At 38.0% G+C, this 20,488-nt stretch carries 20 protein-coding genes and 2 pseudogenes; 12 read left to right on the top strand and 10 right to left on the bottom strand.

Going from position 1 to position 20,488, the window contains the following annotated elements; genetic code table 11:
• Nucleotides 1–5: 5 nt before the first annotated feature.
• The 5 genes from H4I94_RS02390 to H4I94_RS02370 form a co-directional block, all read right to left on the bottom strand.
• Entirely contained in the window at nt 6–3,449 is a 3,444-nt protein-coding gene (locus H4I94_RS02390) for a DEAD/DEAH box helicase family protein (RefSeq protein ID WP_261181271.1), read from the bottom strand.
• Nucleotides 3,450–3,695: 246 nt separating this feature from the next.
• The gene (locus tag H4I94_RS02385) at nt 3,696–4,928 is read right to left on the bottom strand and encodes a PD-(D/E)XK nuclease family protein (protein ID WP_261181270.1); all 1,233 of its coding nucleotides are present in this window, start codon (nt 4,926–4,928) and stop codon (nt 3,696–3,698) included.
• A 10-nt stretch (nt 4,929–4,938) separates the two neighbouring features.
• Nucleotides 4,939–6,312, bottom strand: a complete 1,374-nt coding sequence (locus H4I94_RS02380) for a WYL domain-containing protein (protein WP_261181269.1) — start codon at nt 6,310–6,312, stop codon at nt 4,939–4,941.
• A gap of 181 nt (nt 6,313–6,493) precedes the next feature.
• Nucleotides 6,494–7,633, bottom strand: a complete 1,140-nt coding sequence (locus H4I94_RS02375; protein WP_261181268.1) for a restriction endonuclease subunit S — start codon at nt 7,631–7,633, stop codon at nt 6,494–6,496.
• Nucleotides 7,630–9,111, bottom strand: coding sequence for a class I SAM-dependent DNA methyltransferase (locus H4I94_RS02370; protein ID WP_261181267.1), 1,482 nt, complete (start codon nt 9,109–9,111; stop codon nt 7,630–7,632). The genes H4I94_RS02375 and H4I94_RS02370 overlap by 4 nt, the downstream gene beginning before the upstream one ends.
• Nucleotides 9,112–9,279: 168 nt before the next feature.
• Between H4I94_RS02370 and H4I94_RS02365 the strand changes: the two genes are divergently transcribed.
• Nucleotides 9,280–9,885 carry an HAD family hydrolase gene (locus H4I94_RS02365; RefSeq protein ID WP_261181266.1) on the top strand — a complete coding sequence of 202 codons (606 nt, stop codon included), beginning with the start codon at nt 9,280–9,282 and terminating at the stop codon, nt 9,883–9,885.
• Here H4I94_RS02365 and H4I94_RS02360 read toward each other — a convergent pair.
• Nucleotides 9,882–10,088 (bottom strand): helix-turn-helix domain-containing protein, encoded by a 207-nt coding sequence (locus H4I94_RS02360; protein ID WP_261181265.1) that lies wholly within the window; start codon nt 10,086–10,088, stop codon nt 9,882–9,884. The genes H4I94_RS02365 and H4I94_RS02360 overlap by 4 nt on opposite strands.
• 96 nt (nt 10,089–10,184) lie before the next feature.
• On the opposite strand from H4I94_RS02360, the gene H4I94_RS02355 reads away from it, so the two are divergent.
• Together H4I94_RS02355 and H4I94_RS16240 are read left to right on the top strand one after the other, a co-directional pair.
• On the top strand, nt 10,185–10,685 hold the full coding sequence (locus tag H4I94_RS02355; protein WP_261181264.1) for a hypothetical protein: 501 nt from the start codon (nt 10,185–10,187) through the stop codon (nt 10,683–10,685).
• Between the two features lie 323 nt (nt 10,686–11,008).
• Nucleotides 11,009–11,253, top strand: a pseudogene (locus H4I94_RS16240) (type II toxin-antitoxin system Phd/YefM family antitoxin).
• A gap of 94 nt (nt 11,254–11,347) precedes the next feature.
• On the opposite strand, the gene H4I94_RS02350 reads toward H4I94_RS16240, so the two are convergent.
• A complete protein-coding gene (locus H4I94_RS02350) occupies nt 11,348–12,226 on the bottom strand; it encodes a WYL domain-containing protein (RefSeq protein WP_261181263.1) in 879 nt (292 codons plus the stop codon).
• A gap of 369 nt (nt 12,227–12,595) precedes the next feature.
• On the opposite strand from H4I94_RS02350, the gene H4I94_RS02345 reads away from it, so the two are divergent.
• From H4I94_RS02345 to msrA, 9 genes and pseudogenes are all read left to right on the top strand, one after another.
• On the top strand, nt 12,596–12,862 hold the full coding sequence (locus tag H4I94_RS02345) for a multiubiquitin domain-containing protein (RefSeq protein WP_261181262.1): 267 nt from the start codon (nt 12,596–12,598) through the stop codon (nt 12,860–12,862).
• Nucleotides 12,837–14,036, top strand: a complete 1,200-nt coding sequence (locus tag H4I94_RS02340; RefSeq protein WP_261181261.1) for a ThiF family adenylyltransferase — start codon at nt 12,837–12,839, stop codon at nt 14,034–14,036. The genes H4I94_RS02345 and H4I94_RS02340 overlap by 26 nt, the downstream gene beginning before the upstream one ends.
• Nucleotides 14,037–14,039: 3 nt before the next feature.
• Nucleotides 14,040–14,471: a DUF6527 family protein gene (locus H4I94_RS02335; protein ID WP_261181260.1), complete on the top strand. Its 432-nt coding sequence runs from the start codon at nt 14,040–14,042 to the stop codon at nt 14,469–14,471.
• Between the two features lie 356 nt (nt 14,472–14,827).
• Nucleotides 14,828–15,013: pseudogene (locus H4I94_RS02330) on the top strand (hypothetical protein); the annotation flags it as partial.
• Nucleotides 15,014–15,092: 79 nt separating this feature from the next.
• Nucleotides 15,093–15,464 (top strand): thymidylate synthase, encoded by a 372-nt coding sequence (gene thyA / locus H4I94_RS02325; RefSeq protein ID WP_314732906.1) that lies wholly within the window; start codon nt 15,093–15,095, stop codon nt 15,462–15,464.
• 245 nt (nt 15,465–15,709) lie between these two features.
• Nucleotides 15,710–16,222: a dihydrofolate reductase gene (locus H4I94_RS02320; protein WP_261181259.1), complete on the top strand. Its 513-nt coding sequence runs from the start codon at nt 15,710–15,712 to the stop codon at nt 16,220–16,222.
• Between the two features lie 28 nt (nt 16,223–16,250).
• A complete protein-coding gene (locus H4I94_RS02315) occupies nt 16,251–17,318 on the top strand; it encodes a DUF4105 domain-containing protein (protein ID WP_261181258.1) in 1,068 nt (355 codons plus the stop codon).
• A gap of 96 nt (nt 17,319–17,414) precedes the next feature.
• Complete coding sequence (locus H4I94_RS02310; protein WP_261181257.1) at nt 17,415–17,876, top strand: META domain-containing protein; 462 nt, start codon at nt 17,415–17,417, stop codon at nt 17,874–17,876.
• Nucleotides 17,877–17,990: 114 nt separating this feature from the next.
• Nucleotides 17,991–18,515, top strand: coding sequence for a peptide-methionine (S)-S-oxide reductase MsrA (msrA, locus tag H4I94_RS02305; protein ID WP_261181256.1), 525 nt, complete (start codon nt 17,991–17,993; stop codon nt 18,513–18,515).
• Between the two features lie 66 nt (nt 18,516–18,581).
• Here the strand turns inward: msrA and H4I94_RS02300 are convergent, their stop codons facing one another.
• From H4I94_RS02300 to H4I94_RS02290, 3 genes are read right to left on the bottom strand one after another with little or no spacing between them, the layout of a single operon-like run.
• Entirely contained in the window at nt 18,582–18,986 is a 405-nt protein-coding gene (locus tag H4I94_RS02300; RefSeq protein ID WP_092819045.1) for an ExbD/TolR family protein, read from the bottom strand.
• Nucleotides 18,986–19,606 carry a MotA/TolQ/ExbB proton channel family protein gene (locus tag H4I94_RS02295; RefSeq protein ID WP_261181255.1) on the bottom strand — a complete coding sequence of 207 codons (621 nt, stop codon included), beginning with the start codon at nt 19,604–19,606 and terminating at the stop codon, nt 18,986–18,988. The genes H4I94_RS02300 and H4I94_RS02295 overlap by 1 nt, the downstream gene beginning before the upstream one ends.
• 20 nt (nt 19,607–19,626) lie before the next feature.
• The gene (locus H4I94_RS02290) at nt 19,627–20,421 is read right to left on the bottom strand and encodes an energy transducer TonB (protein ID WP_092819047.1); all 795 of its coding nucleotides are present in this window, start codon (nt 20,419–20,421) and stop codon (nt 19,627–19,629) included.
• Nucleotides 20,422–20,488 lie beyond the last annotated feature (67 nt).

The raw sequence follows: 20,488 nt of genomic DNA, 5'->3' as shown, positions 1-20,488 counted from the left end.
CAAATCTATGCCACCGCACTTTCATTAAACGCTTCAACAACCCCAAATATGTTGTCAGTATCTGCATCACCGAATACACCATCAATCCCTTCATAATGGATTTGATTGAATGGTGGTTCATAAAGCTGCGAGGCTTCTAATGTTCCCCGAATGGTCAAATGTTCAATCACCATTTCGATAAAACGAATCTGCTTTTCATTGTAAGTTGAGCCTTGCAGATATTTAGAGAAGGCTTGTTGCACCGCTTGACGATCTAAACCGACAAGTGAACGAATAAAGAGAGGTAATGGCTTATCTGTACCAAAGCATTCCTCAAATTTTTCTTTACTCTCAACTTCCTGAGCTTCAAAAACGAATCTTTCAAGTTCGCTTAGATCGGTTGGTGTTAGAGCCAAGCCACGCTTTAACTTAGCAATAGTGATGTGATCTTCATGAGCTTTGATGAAACTCTCGACACGCTTACGGTATTGAGCAATGTTTACGCCACTGGAAACCACAGGAATATCAACCTCTGTTGCTTCACCAATTTCATCATCAAGCATCGAGTACACAATCGTTGATGTAGATTTCTCAATCAGTTTCACCAAACCACGAATGCGTTTACGCATCGACTCCAGCATTGGAACAGTGATACCTTCCCAGTATGCTTCAGTTTGTATTTCTTGAATCAGGTTAATCTGTGCCGCTACCACAGGGATATTTTCTTTGGTTTCCAATTTGGAAGCGATTTCGATGACTTTATTGGCATAAACCTGAAGTGCCTTGGTATTTTTTTCCAACACAGCAAGCTCGATGTTATAGCAAAGCATGTCAAACAGCTTGGCTTCTAGTGGTTCAGACTCTAGTTCGTTGGGAAGTTTTGAAATGTGTTCTCGTAATGTACCAATTGTAAGGTCATCCAAATTGTCCCATACAGTGTCATTTTTAAAATGTTCAACATGCTCAATTTCAGATTTAACAATGAAGTTATCTTTATTCATCGACTTCACTTCAGTCTGCAAGCTCTGACGCATTTCTTGCTGTACAGCTTTCATTTCTTCAGTTTGATAATCAGGTGAATTAAGCAAACTCAAAACATTCAAACGAGCTTTGAATAGGCGTTGTCCCAATGGTTCTGCGGTCGAAATAGGCGCACCATCAGGATTTTCATTGAAATATTCAAAATTGGAACAGTAGTCGAAAATATAGAATTCTTTCTTGTCCATTTCAGGGGCAAACAGGTCTTTGCAAAGCCGTGTACCACGCCCAATCATCTGCGTAAACTTCACTTTTGAGCGTACAGCTTTGAAGAAGACGAGGTTAACTACTTCAGGGACATCAATCCCTGTATCGAGCATATCAACAGAAATGGCAATTTGTGGGTCAGCCAAATCTTTTTTACTGAAGCTATCAATCAAGCTCTGTGCATATTTGGTCGAGTGCGTGATGACACGGGCAAACTTGCCATCATAGTGCGGATAGTTTTTGTCAAAGCGTTCCGCAATGAAGTTGGCATGGTTCTGATTAACTGCAAAGATGATGGTTTTACCCAACATATCTCCACCTTCAACCTTGATGCCATTTTCCATTAAGTGCTGAAGCATCTTGTCTACTGTACCCGTATTGAAGAGTTCTTTGTTGATTTTGGATGCAGTGACTTCATCAGGGGCATCACCACCATCCCAGTCCAGTTCATCCCAATGCAGTTTTTCTTCTTCTGAAAGCTCGTCATATTTGACGCCTTCACGCATGAACTTCAATGGCACTGAATAGGCTTTAGGTGGCACGAGATAACCATCGGCAATGGCTTGGTTTAAATCGTAGTAATCGGTTGGGACACCGCTTTCTAAACCAAACAGTGCATAGGTATCACGATCTACTTCATCTCTTGGTGTAGCAGTCAAACCGACAAACAGGCTGTCAAAGTATTTAAAAATCTCACCGAATTTTTGGTACACGCTACGATGGGCTTCATCGACAATAATCAGGTCAAACATACCTGTGCCGTATTTGCGTGTGCCATCCGCATTCATTTCATCAATCAGTCCCATCATGGTCTGATAGGTAGACAGATAAATCCGTCCATTCTGAGTTTTGCTCTCCACCAGATTGACGGGCGCAGAATCAGGTAAATTGGCTTTGAAGGCATTGGTGGCTTGTACCACCAGTGAAGTACGATCAGCGAGAAATAGGACTTTCTGCACCACATTGGCTTTCATCAGCACATCGACCAAAGCAATCGCAGTACGGGTTTTCCCTGTACCTGTTGCCATGATGAGTAAGCCAGCACGTTCCTTACGTTGAAATGCTGCAAGCATGGCTTTGATGGCACGGGTCTGATAGTAACGCTCGACAATATTGGCGTTGATTGGGAAGCTGCCAAGATCAGGGTTGTTTTTACGTCTTTCGATCAGGCGTTTTAGTTCAGCTTGGGTGTAGAAGCCATGAACTAAACGAGGTGGGCCACCTTGTACATCATTCCAGATACGGGTGCGATAACCATTGGTATAGAAAATGACAGGGCGTTGTCCTGTTTGCTTCTCTAGACAGTCAGCATAGAGTTTGGCCTGTTGTTGTCCCACTTCAGGATTCACAGATGTACGTTTGGCTTCTACCAAGGCTAAAGGTAAGCCATTGGCATCGTACAGTACATAGTCAACAGAACCTTTGCCTGATGTGCTTGGCATTCCTGTGACTGGAACTTCTTCTCGCGCAGTAACACCAATTTCCCAGCCAGCTTCTTCAAGCAGCAGGTCAATTTTAAGCTTACGGGTTTCATCTTCTTTATAGTCGGTATGGTCTTGAACTTTGCTATTGGCAAGTTTTGCTTGTTCGACTTGCTGACGTTTCTGCGCTAGATCGGTATCAATATTACCGAGCAATTTTTCACGCTCTTCCAAACTTGCGGAAAGTTCTAGCAGTTTTTGTTCCCGTTCACGAAGGGCTTTGTGCTGTTCAGCAAATTCCTTTTCTTTAGCTTCTGCTTGCTTCTGTAGCTGTTCTTGGTTAGCAATGAGTAGTTGAGTGGTTTCTGCGTTAGGAATCAGTTTGGGGTTAAATAGAACCGCCTGAGAGCGATCTTTTGAAGGTGAGCCATAATTACGCTCAAACCAGACAAAGATCAGGAACAGATGGCTGATATGTTTAACCGTTTCCTCAATGGTTAGTTGCTTGAATTTTTTCCCATGCACCGCACTGTTGCCGACCATGCGGATATTATCCATCTTGTCCCAAATGTAGGGTGGAATAATTTCCTTAAACTTTACATCGGTGATCAGGCTATACAGCGATGGATCGTAGGGTTGGGTAAGTTTTTTATCGTATTGATAGAGCCAAAAGACAAGATTTTCTAATGAGTTTCGGGCAAACATTAAAGCAGCTTGAGGGGAAATATACACAAGCTTTTCAGCTTCCTTCGCTGTGAGTGCTAGCTTGCTAAACTCAGGCTCTAAAAACTGAAAATTGCTCATTTATCCCTCTATAAATTATTTGTAAATATACTTTATTTTTATACTATAGCTGAATTAACCTATTGATTTAATATTTAATTATCTAAAGTATAAGATTAATTTTTAAAATATGACCGGAATATCAAAAAATTCTAACTATAACGTCACTTATTGTGAGCCTTCTTTAAAAATGATTTCAAACTTAAAACTAGGATACATCAACTAAACGGATCTCTAAAAATCCGTCTAGTTCTTTGGCTTAAAATTCTAATAGCTTGTTACACCACTTTTACTCAGTATTTGTTTAATTATTGGTGAAGCTTTTTCTACAAACTCTTCAGCTGAAATTGACTCGCTTTCTTCAAGTAATAAAACATCATAATGATCATCTTGTTCAACAAAAGGAATATTCTCATTTTTTAAAAAAGTCTGTAATTCGAGAGAATCTTGCTTCTTCATATGTTTAGCTTTAAAGCGGCGGCACCATAAATTTGAGTATGCTGTACTTGTATAAATCTCAAATTCTAGCTGGTAATCATCCTGCGTCGTGTGCAAAGTATTGCTACTTAAAGAGCCCCCTATAGAGGATAAATCTTCTTCATGTTTTAAAAACTCTGCGTCAGTTGAAATAAAGCCTAATCCTTGATCTTGTAACAACTCAACAATTTCACGTACTTTTTGTTCATAATATTGGTAAACAGATTCTTTATTATTCTCATCTTGAATACTTTCTAAAATTTCACGATTATTACGATAAAAATTGACGATGTCCATTTGCATTTTTGCATACTCCGAATGTGGGTTAAATTTTTCTAAAGCTGAAATATAATCAATTAGGTAGGTAAGATAGTATTGATCTGCCTGTAAGCTTTTTAGCCCAAGCCCATTCAATATATATTTAGATAACTCAAAGTGTTTAATGACGATATAATTTTCATCAGGCGTTGATTCTGGTTCCTTAATTACTAATAGAATAAATATTAATTTTTTATTTTTAGGATTGTTGGCATGAGCATGTGAAACATAATCTTCAAAAGGATTATCATTTGCATGGTGATGAATTTTATTTTCAATCACTAGGATGTGTTCATCAGTTTCTACCCAAAGATCAATACGTCCTTGTTCTGTCCTTTTTTCAAGAATAATATTTTCTGTATGTATCTGATATGGAAAACTTTCACCAAGAACGCTAAATAATGCATTAATCACAAGATCATTTAAATTATGTTCTTCTTTGCTATCTAAAAAAAAAGCAAGTGTCTTCGAACTTACATTTTCTAAATGGCTAAGCCCCATTATTTCAATAAAGGATTTACGATGCGTTTTAGTGAATGGTAACTTCTTAAAAGCCTGAATTGCCTTTTCAGCCTGATATATACTTAAAGGAACAAATGATTCTTTGTCCTGATCTAACGACAATACTTCATTCAGTTGTTTAAATTGCTTTAAACAACTTTGAGCAGTCTGTAAATCTAGTGGTATCACATGAGCATCTTCCATGTATCTCTCCTTATTTTTTAATTAAAACTGAGTATTTGCCTGCACTTTCACTATTTTTTATAAAATCCGTATGTAACAGCTGATCTATGATTTTTGCAGCCGAGTTATAAGAAATCAGTAATTTTCTTTGCAGCTCAGCTGTGCTAATCATCTCTTTATCACTTATAAATTCGACAGCTTGCGGGAAAAGATCGTGTAGGGTTATTACATTATCGTCCTTAGGCTCAGCGAGAATACTTTCAAACGTCTGTATTGCACTTTCTTCCTCGAAATTTTCCTCAACATCCTCTTGCCATTCAAGATCATCATCTATGATTTCAAGTGCATAATTTTGTGCCATTTCTATAATTCTATTTTTGACTTCTTCTCTTAAGTCCTCGGGGTATTCGACCTCAATCCATTGAGCCTTTTGCACCAACCATTCAAGGAAAGATTGAGTAATAGGCATTTCAGCGGTTAAGGTAAAATAAGCGTCTGCATCATCATTCCATATCTGCTGTGATGGATGAATTTCTGAAAATTTCAGCTCAGATAGTAAGACATTTGAGCAATTCAACTGAATTTCTTTCGGTTGATCATTATCATTGTAGAAACCTTCAAACTCATATTGTTCAATTGCTTTTTGCATATCAATATCTTGTATATCGATGCTTAAACTTTCTGGCGTTGGTTCTGCATGTAAAATTCGATGCATGGTAAAGGTACGAATCTGGATTTTACGATTATGATTAATTTTAGAAGCGATGAGATACTGCTTTCTGCCTCTCACAATAACTCCATGTGGCTTAATCGTATAGTGCGTTGCTTCTCTTTCAAAAGCTTCAGGGTGATATAAAATTTCTAACCATGAGTTATCTTGGTGAATGCACTTAAAAATGAGTTCTTTAATTTCATTTTTTGGATTGAGATGCGTTTGAAAAGCCCCGTCCAACGCAAAGCCAAATTTTGTCAGCCATACATTTTTGTTTTTTAGATCTAAAACGTTTTGAGCTTGTTCAAACTGTTGAGAAAGTGTCTTTTGCCAAGATTCTGGAAAATATGGTTTTAAAAAATTGTAACTATGAATAGTTGCAAGGGATTGAAACTCATCTTGAATAATATTTTGTTTATTTAAATTGAATTGAGCATCTGAAGATAAGCGGTAACAAGCCGAACGACGACCGCTTGCTACAATTTTATCTAGATGACCTCGATGCAAAATTTCATCTAATGTTTTTAAATCACGTTGCAGTGTTTTACGCGGTGCATGAAATGATTCATAAGTGATTTTTAGGCTTTCAAGTAAATCTTCAATAGAAATATGGTGATTGGGTGATCTTGGCAACGCGTGAAAGACATTTAAAATCCGTAAAAACTGGGATACGAAAGATTCTTTTGCATTCATAGTTTTATGCTTATTTCTTGAACTTGGTTTAGCATAATGCATTTGATAGACAAGATTTGTCCCGCTATCAAATTTTTATATTTATTTTAAGTAGATTTTAGAGGGGATATACACGGGCTTTTCAGGTTCTAAAAACTGAAAGTTGCTCATGTATATATTCCCTCATTTTTTAAATTCAATTTTATAAAGTGCCGTTAAATGCTTGGTTTTGTAATGATTTAAATAACTGTTCAAGAGAAGAATAGCTACTCTCAAATAATAAATTATTTTTCAATAATTTATTTTTAAAATTAACGAATTTATCTTGCTCATCTAACGGTGGAATATACATTTCAATATTAACCATTCTTTTGAGCCCTAAATCACGATTTGCTATTCCATGAGTGTACCTTTGAGATTGTTCATAACAATATTGTGTATTGAGCATGGAAACTAACCATTCAGATCTTACTTTATCGTGGTTTGTCTTTAATAAAGCCACATGAACCCAGACAGCAAAATCTAAATCTGTATCGACAACTGCTGCTAAACCAGTTGTCCCACCTTTGGTATAAAGAATATCACCTCTAGTAGGTTTACATTTTTTCCAATGTATCTGAGCATCTTCTTCTGTGATGAATTTTAAGTCGTCCCAAACTATTTTTCCTGCTCTTACATGTCGAGTAGATAAAAAAGGAATTCCTGTTTCAGAGTAACTTGGACTAACGTGTGGACCATCTTTTGCAGAATGAATAACATCACCCAACTTACCTAAATTCCACCCTTTAGGATTACTGACAGGATCACCAAACATATCAATAAACGTAGCTTGTAAAAGCTGATCTAACTTTTCAATCGCTTGCTGACGCTTTTGGCGTAATTCATCCGCTTTATCTAAAATAGAGGCAATTCGGCGTTGCTCTTCAATACGTGGGAGTGGTATTTCTAAATTACCAATCATATCTCTTGTGATAACCGTTTGAGCAGCACCTTGTGACATAGCTCTTAAACGCAGAGACCACGTTTGTAAAAAATAATATAAGTAATTTTTATCTATAGATTCCGGTTTAGCTCTTACAGCAGCAACTGATCGACCTATGGCTCCATCAAAACCTTTATTAATTTTTCCACAAGTCGCCCCAACTACACATAATAAGACATCATCATACTTAGCAAATTTTAAAGGGTTAGTTGTCCACTCTTTGATAAGTGGTCTAGATAAACCAAATTCACCTGCTTTAACAAAAGGAGTTCCAGTTCCATCTTTATTACAATCATTACTAGAAGGAGCCTGTCCCATAACGATTTCTGTTACGGTCGCTAATTTGACAAACTTTGTCATTTCAACAACTCCTTAAGCTCACTCATTCCTTGCAGAATATCCTGCTCAAGCTGCTCTAAATCCGCCAAAATTTTACTTGGGGCTTCATATTCAACTTGCTCATACACCACTTCTTTATAACGGTTAATCGACAAATCATAACCATTGGCAGCAATGTCTGCTTTATCCACCAAGAAACTTTGTTCAGTCGCTTTACGTGTGGTTTCTGCTTCTAAATTTTTAAAACGAGCAATAAGGTCAGGGATATTGTTATTTTCATGCTTAGATGAATCTAGCTCATTACGCTTATCATCCAGCGAATAACCATCTGCCTGCATATCGTAGAACCAAACCTTATCCGTACCGCCAGACATGGTTTTGGTGAAAATCATAATGGCAGTGGAAACCCCTGCATAAGGCTTAAATACACCTGACGGCATGGAAATAATCGCTTCAAGCTTTTGCTCTTCCACAATCTTTTGACGCAAATCTTTATGTGCTTTAGACGAACCGAATAACACACCATCAGGCACAATCACCGCAGCACGACCGCCTGTTTTAAGTAGACGTAAGAACAAGGCTAAAAATAACAATTCAGTCTTTTTAGTTTTTACCACAGCCTGAATATTTTTAGCACAGCTTTCATTGTCCAAACTCCCTGCAAAAGGAGGATTGGCAAGAATTAGGCTGTATTTTTCAGCAATATGTGAATGCGCTTCACTCAAAGAATCACGGTTTTCAATACTTGGGTTTTCTACACCGTGCAGCATCATGTTCATTGAACCAATACGAAGCATGGTGCTGTCAAAGTCATAACCAAAGAAGGTTTCTTCACTAAAACGTTTCGCTGCTTCAGGATTGGCAAAAATCTCGGTGCTGTGATGTTCGTTTAAGTATTCACTGGCTGCAACGAGAAAGCCTGCTGTACCGCAAGCAGGGTCACAGATGGTATCTGTTGGTTTTGGTTGCATCAGCTCCACAATCATCTTAATGATATGACGAGGAGTACGGAACTGACCGTTACGACCTGCTGATGCGATCTTACCAAGCATATACTCGTAAATATCACCTTTGGTATCTTTGTCATCCATTGGCACAGCAGCCAATAGATCAACCACTTTAGTTAAAAGCGCAGCATTTGGAATCGTGAAACGGGCATCTTTCATGTGATGACTGTAAGTAGTGTCATCTTCACTGCCAATACTTTTAATGAATGGGAAAACTTGGTTAGCAATGGTGCTGTAAAGCTGCGTTGGATCGCCCAGCGTAATAAATTTAGACCAACGCAAGTGATCTTGTTCTGGTGTAAAAACTGGTTTTTCTACAGAAATTTTGAGACGGTTAGCTTTCTTTTCTTTGGTGATCTGAATTTCATCAAGTCGGCGGATAAACAGCAAATAAGTCATTTGCTCAATGACTTCTAGAGGATTAGCAATACCACCACTTGCAAATGCATCCCAAATTTGATCAATTTTGCTTTTAATTTCGCCTGTAATCACACTGATGACTCTCAAATTTCTTTGAGAGTATTGTGGGAGAAATCAAGAAAAAAAGCTATTTGAATTAAAGGAGATGCGACAGGAGTTGGCGCTAATGAATGGGTTTCGGATTTCTATAAGGAAATAATATTAAACTAGAATAATCTGAAAATTAGATTTTGAAATGGCATGAAGAATCATCCTAAAGTAATAATATTTGATGTTTTTGGCACACTAATTAAAATTAAATCGGGACGGTCACCTTATCGTAAGCTGATGATTTGGCTTAAAGAAAATGGGAGAAAACCTCATGCCAATGATGCCAAACTCATTAGGTCTAATAATGTGAATATTCAGCAATTAGCTGCATTATTTGGATATGCCATAACGAAACAACTTTTAAATGAAATTAAGGAGGATTTCCAAGAGGAACTAAAAACAATTGAGTTATACGAGGATACAGTTTCCACACTACAAAATTTAAAAGAACGTGGTTATAAAATTGCCCTTTGCTCCAACTTGGCTAGACCTTATGGTGAGCAACTAAAGAAGCTAATTCCTGATTTATTTGATTTTATTGTTTTCAGTTATGAAGTTGGCTATATCAAACCAGAACAGCAAATTTATGAAATGATACAAACTCATTTCAACTGTGACATGGCAGAAATGCTATTTATAGGAGATCATCCAATTTTAGATGTTGAAAAACCGCTTTCGTTAGGAATGTCCGCAAGGCTTATCCAACTTCATAACGAGCAATACCTGCCAGATATAATAGATGATTTAATTTTTTAAGGTAGCAAATCTTTAGCACTAACTTTTAACACAAATGCAATTTCATAAATTTTTTCAACAGTGAGATTAACCTCACCGCGTTCAATTCTGCCCATATAGCTTCGATCTATACCACACTGAAGAGCTAATGATTCCTGCGTCATTTTTAACTGTAAGCGTTGATTGCGGATTAATTGTCCAATCTTGATAGATAATTCTGACATTTGAAGCTAATCGTTCAAAAAACAGAAATATCACCAATTGAGGACTATATATCCACGGATTATAATCCTCATTTTATATAAGGTGTTAACTTAGATATGAATCCTGTCACCCTACCACTCTTTGATGAATTTATGGAAATTTTTGAAAAATGTGAAATATTAAATTGGGAAGCAAAACATTTTTGGGGAAAAATTAAATCTAATGCCCCGTCTAAAACATTAGAAGATAGAAATAAAATGTATAAAGGACTAAGTATCTTAGTTAATATAGGATACTTAGAAGTTAATAAAAAAGATTCATCAACAAAATTACACCGTTATATAGAGACAAAACTTCTCAAAGAGTTAAGAAGTGACTTAAAAAATAAAAAATTAGTAAGCTGTTTTTCTAAAAAAAAGACTGAACTTCTATTCCTCATAGATATTAAAAAGGACAACATTAATTTCCTTAATTCACTATGTAGAGAAAATAAAGAATTAGAATACATATTAAAAGATTATATATTTGAAATTGAAATTGAAATTGGTAAAACTGAGTTAAATATTAAATTAATGGAGAGCATAGAAAAACGTCAGAAAATTAAAACTATAAATTAAAGTCTATCACCAGAGATTTTAAATTACTTTATTTTAGATCAGTCAAAATATCCCTATTAACTTCTATTTACTGAAAAGTATTTTTAATGCCGTGGAGTAAAGATTGAGTTCTAGGTAAAGAATTATACGATTTATATCGTTTAGAAAGTTTGGATGGAACGACCACTCAGTCCTATTCCCAATAGACCATCAATAATTAAATTACATATGTAACTTTGCTGATATTCTATGGCATATATTATGAGGTCTTAGATATAGATAGACTGTCTTTTGTTAATGGTACAACAGTTTCTGCCACTAATGTTCGCAAACATTAGGGTAAAATTGTTCAAAATATCAAAGCCAATCATAGGTCTATTTTTGTTTGCACAAACAATACGCCCGAAGCAGTAGTTCTTAGTTTTGAAGAGTTTCAAAACATGCAAGAGATCGTTGAAGCTGCTCATCGTGAACAGCTGGAACAACAAATGGTTTGTGTCTTCTGAATATTTCCAAGCTAACCGATCAGCCAATTAAGCACATGGTTTTGCACAAAACAGAAGTATTTGAGAAAACTGAAGGACAATAAAAAGAACGCTTGAAAGCCTCAAGCCAATCCTACTTAGTAGTCTGTTACGAACAAGAATAAGTAGCCGACTTATTACAGGAACATGCACTATGAATCATTTTTTATAGCCTGGAGCAAGATACACACTATTAACATCATATAAAGCAACAGAATTTCTTAACCAAAGATGAAATTCCTTTCCTATTAAACTATGGTCAGGTGAACAATCAATATTCCATAGACGCAACCAATAGCCAGCAACAGCAGCTCTTACTTCGATGACTTTAACTCCATCTTTCATATTATAGTCATGTACTAATGTTTCAGGATACTGAACATTATTAGAATTTGGGTGAGGAATAAGTTCTAATCTAACAAATCTATTCCACTGATTATCCTGTGCCCTAGATTCATTTTTTTCAATTTTTATATTGGTTTCTTGTACATTCTTAAATCGTGTTAAAACGAAATCAGCAAATCTACATTTTTCATAATCATAAGCTCTTATATGCCATCTTAATCCATTATCAATTAAGGAATGAGGGGCAAGTTTTTTTTTGGAAAAACCATTATCAACTGAGAAATATTCAGTCTCTATAGCTTTGTTACCCAAAATTGCTCTAGTTATTTTTAGTAGAACATCTAAATCAGGCTCAGAAAGTCTTGGAGGTGACTGAATAGAATCGAATTCACTCAACCCAATAGTCTTTGAATTGGTACTATTTCTTATGAAGCCTATTGCTGTTTTGAAATTAATTGGAAAATGAGGAACGAACTCATGCATATTAATTTCATAATATTTCTCTGCTTCATTAAAATTCATATTATTTGGGCATAAATCCCTATACTCTCTGAAATCTCGAGTAGCTGCTGGCAAGGATATGTCAAACTTTTTGGTGAGGTCAGACCTAGAACACCAACCTTTGAATCTTAAAGTCAGCTCAATGAATCTTAGCCTTTCTTCCAAGTTTTTATTAATTTTTTTTTCTTCCATTATATAAAGCCTCTACCATGACTGAGCAATTATATACAATCATTAATATGGCATAAAATCATCAAAACTACCACTTGACATGATCAAAATGATCATGTCATTATGAATGCTGATCAAAAAACACTCTCCAGCAATTATCAATTGTTGAAAGAGGAACTTGAAAATCCTGTAAAAAAAGGAGGTGGCATCTAATGGGTTAATTTGTCCGAGCATAAAAAAACCTCAATGAAAATACATTGAGGCTTTAGTGTTTAGTTAGAGCAATCTAATTAAAAAATTAAATTACAAGGTCTAAACGGTTTTCTTTTGGCGAAGTTAATTATAACCGTAATAAAGGACCTTGCCAATAAATAATGAAGGAATGACACAATGTCACAACATTCAGAAAATGGTAAAGGTAATCAAGATCAGTTCGTCAACATTATTGTCAATGCACGTCCTAAAAAAGTGTATGACGAACGAATTAGTTATGAAGAAGTGGTTGAGCTAGCCTTTTCGGATCAGGTTGATCCCAATATTGTCTATACAGTTGCATATGCTGGACCTCAAACAGTAGATGGAACTTTAGTAGCTGGACAGTCAGTAGCAATTCGAAATGGGATGAAATTCGATGTCAATAAAACAAACCGTTCTTAATCCATCAATAAAGCGCTTGATTGAAGACGGGTTCGAAATTGATATCAAGCGCCAGCATTTGCTTGTGCATTCTATTCCTTACCTCAATCAGTCACGTGAAATAAAGTTAGCAACATTGGTTTGTCCATTTGTAGATGATGGAGAAACTGATACAAGGCCCCAAGACCATACCATGTATTTTAAGGGAGAGTTCCCTCATGATGCTGTTGGTAATGGGATGTCTCAAGTTGTACACAGTGAGAATAAATCAATTCTCTTTGACGACTTTAATGCTGATTATTATTTGTCAAATAAACCCAATGGACAGGATTTTACAAATTTCTATGACAAGGTAGTCCATTATCACATGCTGTTCGTTAGTCAAGCTCGAGTTGTTGATCCCAATGCTGATGGACGTACAGGCGTAGTACATGCCCAACGTGATGAACGATCAGTATTCCATTATCCAGATACAGCCTCATCTCGTGTAGGGATTACTGCCATTACTCAGAAGCTTGAAAAATCTCGTATAGGTATTGTTGGGGTAGGTGGTACTGGAAGTTTTATCTTGGATCTACTTGTAAAGACTCCAGTTCAAGAAATTCATTTATTCGATGCAGATACCTTCGAAACACATAATGCGTTTAGGGCCCCTGGAGCTGCCTCATTAGAGCAACTTCGAACCTTACCTAAGAAGGTTGAATATTTTCGTGAGATTTATTCAGCAATGAGAGAGGGTATTTTTGCTCATGATTATTTCATAGATGAGCAAAATGTGCATGAATTGGATGAATGTACTTTCGTTTTTGTTGCTGTTGATAATGGAACGGCTCGGAGAGTTATTACAGATCATTTAGTTCAAAAAGGTATTCCCTTTATTGATGTGGGGATGGGGGTGGAGATAGAAGATAGTGTAAATGGAGATCCTAAATTACGTGGAACATGTCGTATTACTCTTGCAACTAATACTTTGAATAGTCATTTACCGTCACGGCTCAATTTAGAAGAAGATGATGAAGATGCTATCTATCGAAGTAATATACAAGTTGCTGATATCAATGCATTAAATGCTGCCTTAGCTGTAATGAGGTGGAAGCAATTTATGGGATTCTATCTCGATCAATTTAATGCCCATAATATGAATCTTGTAATTCCTTTCCAATCATTAACAAGGGATGATTGTCCCGAGGACTAGTAAATGGTAGTTAAAAAGATTACACCGGTATATGTAGAGTTTATCCCTGAAATTATTGAAGAGGGTAAGCTGTATGTCAGTGAAACTTATCAAACTGCTATTCATAAGTGTTGTTGTGGATGTGGTGAAGAGGTGGTTACACCTCTCTCACCAGTCGACTGGCAACTCAAAAAGAATATGGATACGATTTCACTGAGACCATCCATAGGAAACTGGAACTATAGTTGTAAATCACATTATTTCATTACGAATAATCAAGTTATTTGGGCTAATAGATTTACACAGAAGCAAATCGCTAACATCCAAAAGAAAGATAAGCTTGATAAACAAAATTATATTGATAGTAAGAATAAACAGATAATTAACTCCTTACTAAATGATGATAATTGGCTTTCAAAAATTTGGAAATCTATTAAATCTTTATTTAGAAGTTAATAATAATCGAAGCTAAAAATAAAACTGTGTGAATGTTTAGATAATAATGGAAATTGTATGAGAAATTGGATAGAGAGTGAACTTGAATTATTACTTACAATTATATCAATGCGGAGTAGAATTCTTTTTATCCCTACTTTAGGTGTAGTTATTGGTATAGTTTTATCAATATACTTGGACTATTCTTTGACGAATTATATTTCAAATAATCAAAATTCTGTTTATCAATTACCCATTAATAAACTATTTGAAAAACTACATCGACGAGTAGATTACTTCTTTTATTTAGGGTCTTTGATTTTATTTATAAAAATGTATTTAAAGGAGCGAAAGAATTTTTATTAAATCACTTAATTTTGGTTGAAACCAAGATGTACTGCATCAAATAATTAGATGAAAATTGTCAGCAAAGCACATTTTAAGTCAGGTCAACGAGATACATGCGAGAATTTCAGTTTTGTACAAATTTACAGAATTTAGGCAGACCTTATACTCAAGTCGCGACTAGAATTCGGATAAATTGGAAAAATTTCAGCTTTTGAATATTTGTGCAATAAAAACCGATTCTAGGTATAATTTGGTTATAACTCTTTTTGCAAATGCTACGGATAGACAGACTAAATGTTCAAAATAAAAAGTGCACATTCAGAATATGGTGTTGAACACTGCCTATCTAGGCATATTGTGCAGAAATTTGGGGGTATAAAGGCGCTGGGCGTTCCCTTTAACATTGCCAGCTATGCCCTGCTCACGCACATGATTGCGCAGGTTTGCGGTTTGGGCGTGGGCGATTTTGTCTGGACCGGTGGCGACACGCACTTATATGTGAACCACTTTGAACAGGCTCAATTGCAACTTAGCCGTCAGCCTCTACCCCTATGTCAGCTTAAATTAAACCCTGAAATCAAAGATATTTTTGATTTTAAATTTGAAGATATTGAAATTGTCGGCTATGAATCGCATCCCGGCATTAAAGCGCCAGTAGCGGTTTAATTTTCCTTTTTAGCGTTCCCTCTCCTGAAGAATTGTTTAAGCACTGCTTTAAACAATTCTGTCAGTGAGGGTCAGGGAGAGGTAAATTACCTCCTCATCCTCTTACGGAATATATTCCTCATCCCTGAGCCATATATGGCGCAAGAGAAGGAATTGGATATCAAAACTTTAAATCCCTCTTCCCTCCTGTACTAAAGGGGAAAAATGTAGGAAGGATTTTGGAATTATTCACAAGGATTAAATAAATGAGCTTCCAAAATTTAGAAGTTGTGCATGTTGTGGCCATGGATCAACAGCACTGCATTGGCAAAAATAATGACCTGCCTTGGCACATTTCAGCTGACCTGAAACACTTTAAGGAAATCACCCAAGGCGGTGTGGTGGTCATGGGCCGCAAGACCTTGGAGTCTATGGGCCGCACTTTGCCAAAACGGGTCAACTGGGTGATTACCCGGGACAAGGACTGGTCGTTTGACGGCACCAAAGTAGCCTACTCGATTGAAGATGCCTTGGCTCAAGCCATTGCCGATGTTAAGGCATCAGAAAAACCCGAAGCAATCTTTGTGATTGGCGGTGGTGAAATTTTTAAACAGACCATGAACATTGCCGACCGCCTGGAACTGACCCATGTTGAACTGGATGTTCAAGGCGATGCCTACTATCCGGAAATTCCGGCTGAATTTAAAAAGGTCGCCTCAGAACAACATATTGACGACAAAACCGGGATTGCTTTTGAGTTCGCAACTTACCGAAAATAAAGGTAATAATTACTTATAACAGTCAAATATGCATAATACTGGAACAAGAGAATTCCTTCTTGCTTTGGGCATGGTATTAGTCCATACCGTGTTCGGCCTGTTCGTTATTATGTCCTCTATTTGGCTGTGTCTGGCCTTATGGTTTCAGGAACCTTTGGGCAGCTTTGGCACCCGCATACTGATCGGCCTCTGGATCGCTTTTGCCTTAAGCATCCTCGGCATTTACCTCACCCAATATGTCTTGAACCGTCAGACCGATGTGCTGATCTATGTTCTGTTTTTTCTTGTCGGCTTATTCTGGTATTTTAGCCTAGAAGCCCGGCAAGATCGCGAGTGGAATCCGGAAGTTGCCCAAGTGCTGTCTTATCGGCAGCACGGCGATCAAGTGACATTAAACAATGTACGCAATTTTAACTGGCATGCAGATGGCAGTTATGATGAACGTTGGGAAACCCGTCAGTTTGATTTAAACCAGATCACGGGGGTAAATATTATTACTTCCTACTGGATGGGACCACGCATTGCGCATACCCTGGTCAGTTTTGATTTTGCCAACAGCCCGCCGCTGACCTTCTCAATTGAAATTCGCAAACAAAAAAATGAAGAATTTTCAACTTATGGAGGATTTTTCAGAAAATACGAACTCAGCCTGATTGCAGCAGATGAAAAGGACCTGATCTATACGCGCAGCAATATCCGTGGTGAACAGGTCTATTTCTTCCCGATTAATATGTCAAAAAGCGAAAGACGCGCCCTGTTTGAAGAATATCTGCACAAAGCCAACGAATTAAGGCAGCAGCCGAGATGGTACAACAGCCTGACCAGCAACTGTACCACGCTGGTATTTGACAGGGTACAGGCCATATCAAAAAGGCCTTTTCCGGCAGATTACCGCCTGCTCGCTTCTGGCTATTTGCCGAATTATCTCTATGACTTAAATGCCATTTCACATGATTTAAGCATCAAGCAATGGTACAACATTGCTTATATCAACCCGCGCGTGAGACAATTTAAGCATCTTTCCAGTAGCAAATATTCAACATTGATTCGCCACGGCATCCCCCAGCCAATAACGGATGAATTAACTGAATTTTAAAAGTAAAAATATAAAAACATTCCATTTAATCCTAGTGAAAAGCCTATTTTTTTGTTTATATAGACTCCAAGTTAAACCAAGAATGAGAACTCAAATATGTTAAAAAAAATGTTTGCTGTCGGCATACTGGGCGCTGCAATTGCTTTTACCGGCTGTCAAACCACACCGAATGCCGCACCTCCTATTGAGGCTGCAAACTTGGTACAACTGCAAAACCGTACCTGGATTGCCACCCATATTGGCAATACCGAAATCAAGACAGCACCGACTGCCCACAATATTCCAAGCTTGCAGTTTGATGCTGCCAGCAAACGGGTCAGCGGTGCCGATGGTTGCAATCGCATTATGGGCAGCTATGAAGCAGGGCGAGATACGCTCGTGCTCGGTCAAATGGCGGGCACCAAGATGGCCTGTCTGGATAGCAACAATGTAGCGCCACAATTTAATGAAGCCTTGGCGAAAGTCGCAAACTATCAGGTGTTTGGAAAAACGCTAAAACTGCTGGATCGTCATGGCAATGTAGTGCTGCAATTTACAAGCCCCGTGCAACCACGTTAATTGTTTAAATAAAAGCCTGAAATCTCAGGCTTTTGTGTTTAAAATGTATAAATTCATTGTCGCTTCATAGAAAGCCCCTATATTAAAAATAATAAGCAAATACAGGATAAGATCATGCAACAAGCATTATTGGGTGGTGGATGTTTCTGGTGTGTCGAAGCCGTTTTTTTACAGTTAAAAGGTGTGGAAAAAGTGGTCAGCGGTTATGCTGGCGGTCATACTGAACATCCCAGTTATGAGGATATTTGCCGTGGTGACACCCAGCATGCGGAAGTGATTCTGATTGATTATGATGAAACGCAAATTAGCTTTGCCCAGCTTTTGGATGTATTTTTTACCACCCATGATCCAACGACCTTAAACCATCAAGGTAATGACATCGGCACTCAATATCGTTCAGTCATTTATTATTTTAATGATGAACAGCAACAGCAGGCAGAACAGGCCATTGAGCATTTAAAAGCGCAAGGTTTAAATATTGTGACCGAGCTGAGCCCTGCACCGCAGTTCTACCCTGCGGAAGAATATCACCAGAATTTCTTTGCCCGCAACCCTTCCCAAGGCTACTGCAATTTCACCATTCCACCGAAGCTAATGAAATTGCGCAGCAAGTTTCAGGACTTGCTGAAATCTGAATAATCTGCTCCAACCAATATTAGACATAAAAAAAGCGACCATTAAGGTCGCTTTTTTTAAAAGATCAGATTAGTTATCGGTTGCAAAAGCAATATCGCTGAGTCCGGCTTCACTCGCACGAGACATCACTTGAGCAACAGTGTCATAACGTGATTCTTTATCTGCTTTCAGTACAATTGTCGGTTGGCGTTCTTCTTGACCAGCTTCGTTAAATTTTGTCTGTAACTCATCAAGCGTGAGCACCTTGCCATTCCAGGCAACTTCTCCACCTGCATTAATACTGATGGTGACGTTTTTAGGTGGCAAATCCATAATATCTGCCGTGGTTTTAGGTAAGGTTAATGGAATTGATGGGTTAGCAACGGTTGCTGTCACCAGGAAGATGATCATCAATACCAACATAATATCGATCAGTGGAATGAGATTCATCTCATTCATACCTACATCGTTGTCTTCACCCAATTGAAAGCCCATTAAGCTTGACCTCCAACCAGATTGTTTGTTGTTGCTTGAGTCGTTACCTGAGCTGCACTGTCCTGTTGCAACATGGTGTCAATCAACAGACTGTGTGCCTGATCTTGTAACTCATGTGCCAAACCACGGTTCACACGGGTACAAATATTATAAGCCAGTACTGCAGGAATCGCGACCGCCAAACCCAGACCGGTCATAATCAGGGCTTCACCCACCGGTGTTGCCACTTGTGCCAGACCAGCCTGACCACTTTTACCGACCGCAACCAGCGCGTGGAAAATACCCCAGACCGTACCAAACAAACCTACAAACGGTGCCAGTGAAGCAATTGTACCCAACACTGCAACACCTTTTTCAGCATTGGCTTTTTCAGCTGAGATTTGACGCAACAAAGCTTGTTCTGCAACAGCTTTACGCTGTTCAAAATTTAAAGGCGCAAATTTTGCCTTTAACTTGCTTAACGCTTGAGAGAGTTGAGCATAAGCTTGTTGCTTCAGTTGGCGAGTCCCCATTATACGTAAAACGAAGATGGTCCATGTCGCAATCGACATTGCCAATAACACGAAATACAGGGTTTTACTCACTGCATCTGCATGTTGCCAATAAACTGAAAAGTTCATACTCGAACTCCTAATAAATGTTAGCCGCGTGGATTCACTGTCAATTCCAATGGTAGGTTAGCCTTGATTGGATAAGCCACGCCATTTTCTTTGTACGGTTTGAATTTGGAACTACGCACTGAGCGTAAAATCTTTTCATCTAAAGCAGGAACACCGGTCGAACGGACCATACGTACTGAAGTAATTACCCCTTTTTCATTCGCTTCAATATACACCATGGCAGTACGCGTTTGGCCTTCCAAGTCGCTGTTGCTATAGGATGGCTTTGGCGAACGGCTCCATTGTACTCCTGAACCACCAATAGAAACATTTTTTGGTGATGGCGGCGCAGGAGGCGCTACCGGAGCTGGTGGTGCAGGCGGAGTTGGCGCAGGGGGTGGAGTCACCGGAGCAGGTTTCACCACTCTCGTTTCAGAAATCGTCGTGCTCACTGTAGGTTTCGGCGGTGCTTCCACCGGTTTGATCACGGGTTTCGGTGCTTCTGCTTTTTTAACTTGTTGAACCTTTTCTACCTTCTTCGGTGGTGGTGGAAGCTGTTTTTTTACAATTTCAACCTGTTTCACTTCTTTCGGTTTTGGTGGTTCTTTTTTGGGTTCCGCTTTAGGCTTCGGTGGTAACGGTTTTGGTGGTTCTTGAATTTTTACAAACCGTACCTTTAACGGTTCTTTTTCAATCGGTTTGAGTTCCGGGGCTTTCATTTGCCCTACCGCCCACAACACACCCATGTGACCCACCACCACCGCAAGCAAGGCAGTGATCACTTTCTTTTTCATTGGATTGGGAGTTTGCATATTTAGAGCGGAAGATTGACTCATTAAAATCAGTTACCTAATTTAAGCGATTGTAGATCTATAAAGATTTTAGCAATCAGGCTCATCGGTT

This window comes from Acinetobacter sp. T_3_1, from assembly GCF_025377055.1.
Lineage (GTDB): Bacteria > Pseudomonadota > Gammaproteobacteria > Pseudomonadales > Moraxellaceae > Acinetobacter > Acinetobacter kookii.
The sequence above is the reverse complement of the archived record's forward strand: the minus strand, read 5'-3'. Positions and strand labels throughout refer to the sequence as shown.

Excerpts from the sequence above, each read along its gene's own strand:
- H4I94_RS02390 (WP_261181271.1), bottom strand. The coding sequence starts at position 3,449 with ATGAGCAATTTTCAGTTTTTAGAGCCTGAGTTTAGCAAGCTAGCACTC.
- H4I94_RS02385 (WP_261181270.1), bottom strand. The coding sequence starts at position 4,928 with ATGGAAGATGCTCATGTGATACCACTAGATTTACAGACTGCTCAAAGT.
- H4I94_RS02380 (WP_261181269.1), bottom strand. The coding sequence starts at position 6,312 with ATGAATGCAAAAGAATCTTTCGTATCCCAGTTTTTACGGATTTTAAAT.
- H4I94_RS02375 (WP_261181268.1), bottom strand. The coding sequence starts at position 7,633 with ATGACAAAGTTTGTCAAATTAGCGACCGTAACAGAAATCGTTATGGGA.
- H4I94_RS02365 (WP_261181266.1), top strand. The coding sequence starts at position 9,280 with ATGAAGAATCATCCTAAAGTAATAATATTTGATGTTTTTGGCACACTA.
- H4I94_RS02360 (WP_261181265.1), bottom strand. The coding sequence starts at position 10,088 with ATGTCAGAATTATCTATCAAGATTGGACAATTAATCCGCAATCAACGC.
- H4I94_RS02355 (WP_261181264.1), top strand. The coding sequence starts at position 10,185 with ATGAATCCTGTCACCCTACCACTCTTTGATGAATTTATGGAAATTTTT.
- H4I94_RS02350 (WP_261181263.1), bottom strand. The coding sequence starts at position 12,226 with ATGGAAGAAAAAAAAATTAATAAAAACTTGGAAGAAAGGCTAAGATTC.
- H4I94_RS02345 (WP_261181262.1), top strand. The coding sequence starts at position 12,596 with ATGTCACAACATTCAGAAAATGGTAAAGGTAATCAAGATCAGTTCGTC.
- H4I94_RS02340 (WP_261181261.1), top strand. The coding sequence starts at position 12,837 with ATGTCAATAAAACAAACCGTTCTTAATCCATCAATAAAGCGCTTGATT.
- H4I94_RS02335 (WP_261181260.1), top strand. The coding sequence starts at position 14,040 with ATGGTAGTTAAAAAGATTACACCGGTATATGTAGAGTTTATCCCTGAA.
- thyA (WP_314732906.1), top strand. The coding sequence starts at position 15,093 with ATGTTCAAAATAAAAAGTGCACATTCAGAATATGGTGTTGAACACTGC.
- H4I94_RS02320 (WP_261181259.1), top strand. The coding sequence starts at position 15,710 with ATGAGCTTCCAAAATTTAGAAGTTGTGCATGTTGTGGCCATGGATCAA.
- H4I94_RS02315 (WP_261181258.1), top strand. The coding sequence starts at position 16,251 with ATGCATAATACTGGAACAAGAGAATTCCTTCTTGCTTTGGGCATGGTA.
- H4I94_RS02310 (WP_261181257.1), top strand. The coding sequence starts at position 17,415 with ATGTTAAAAAAAATGTTTGCTGTCGGCATACTGGGCGCTGCAATTGCT.
- msrA (WP_261181256.1), top strand. The coding sequence starts at position 17,991 with ATGCAACAAGCATTATTGGGTGGTGGATGTTTCTGGTGTGTCGAAGCC.
- H4I94_RS02300 (WP_092819045.1), bottom strand. The coding sequence starts at position 18,986 with ATGGGCTTTCAATTGGGTGAAGACAACGATGTAGGTATGAATGAGATG.
- H4I94_RS02295 (WP_261181255.1), bottom strand. The coding sequence starts at position 19,606 with ATGAACTTTTCAGTTTATTGGCAACATGCAGATGCAGTGAGTAAAACC.
- H4I94_RS02290 (WP_092819047.1), bottom strand. The coding sequence starts at position 20,421 with ATGAGTCAATCTTCCGCTCTAAATATGCAAACTCCCAATCCAATGAAA.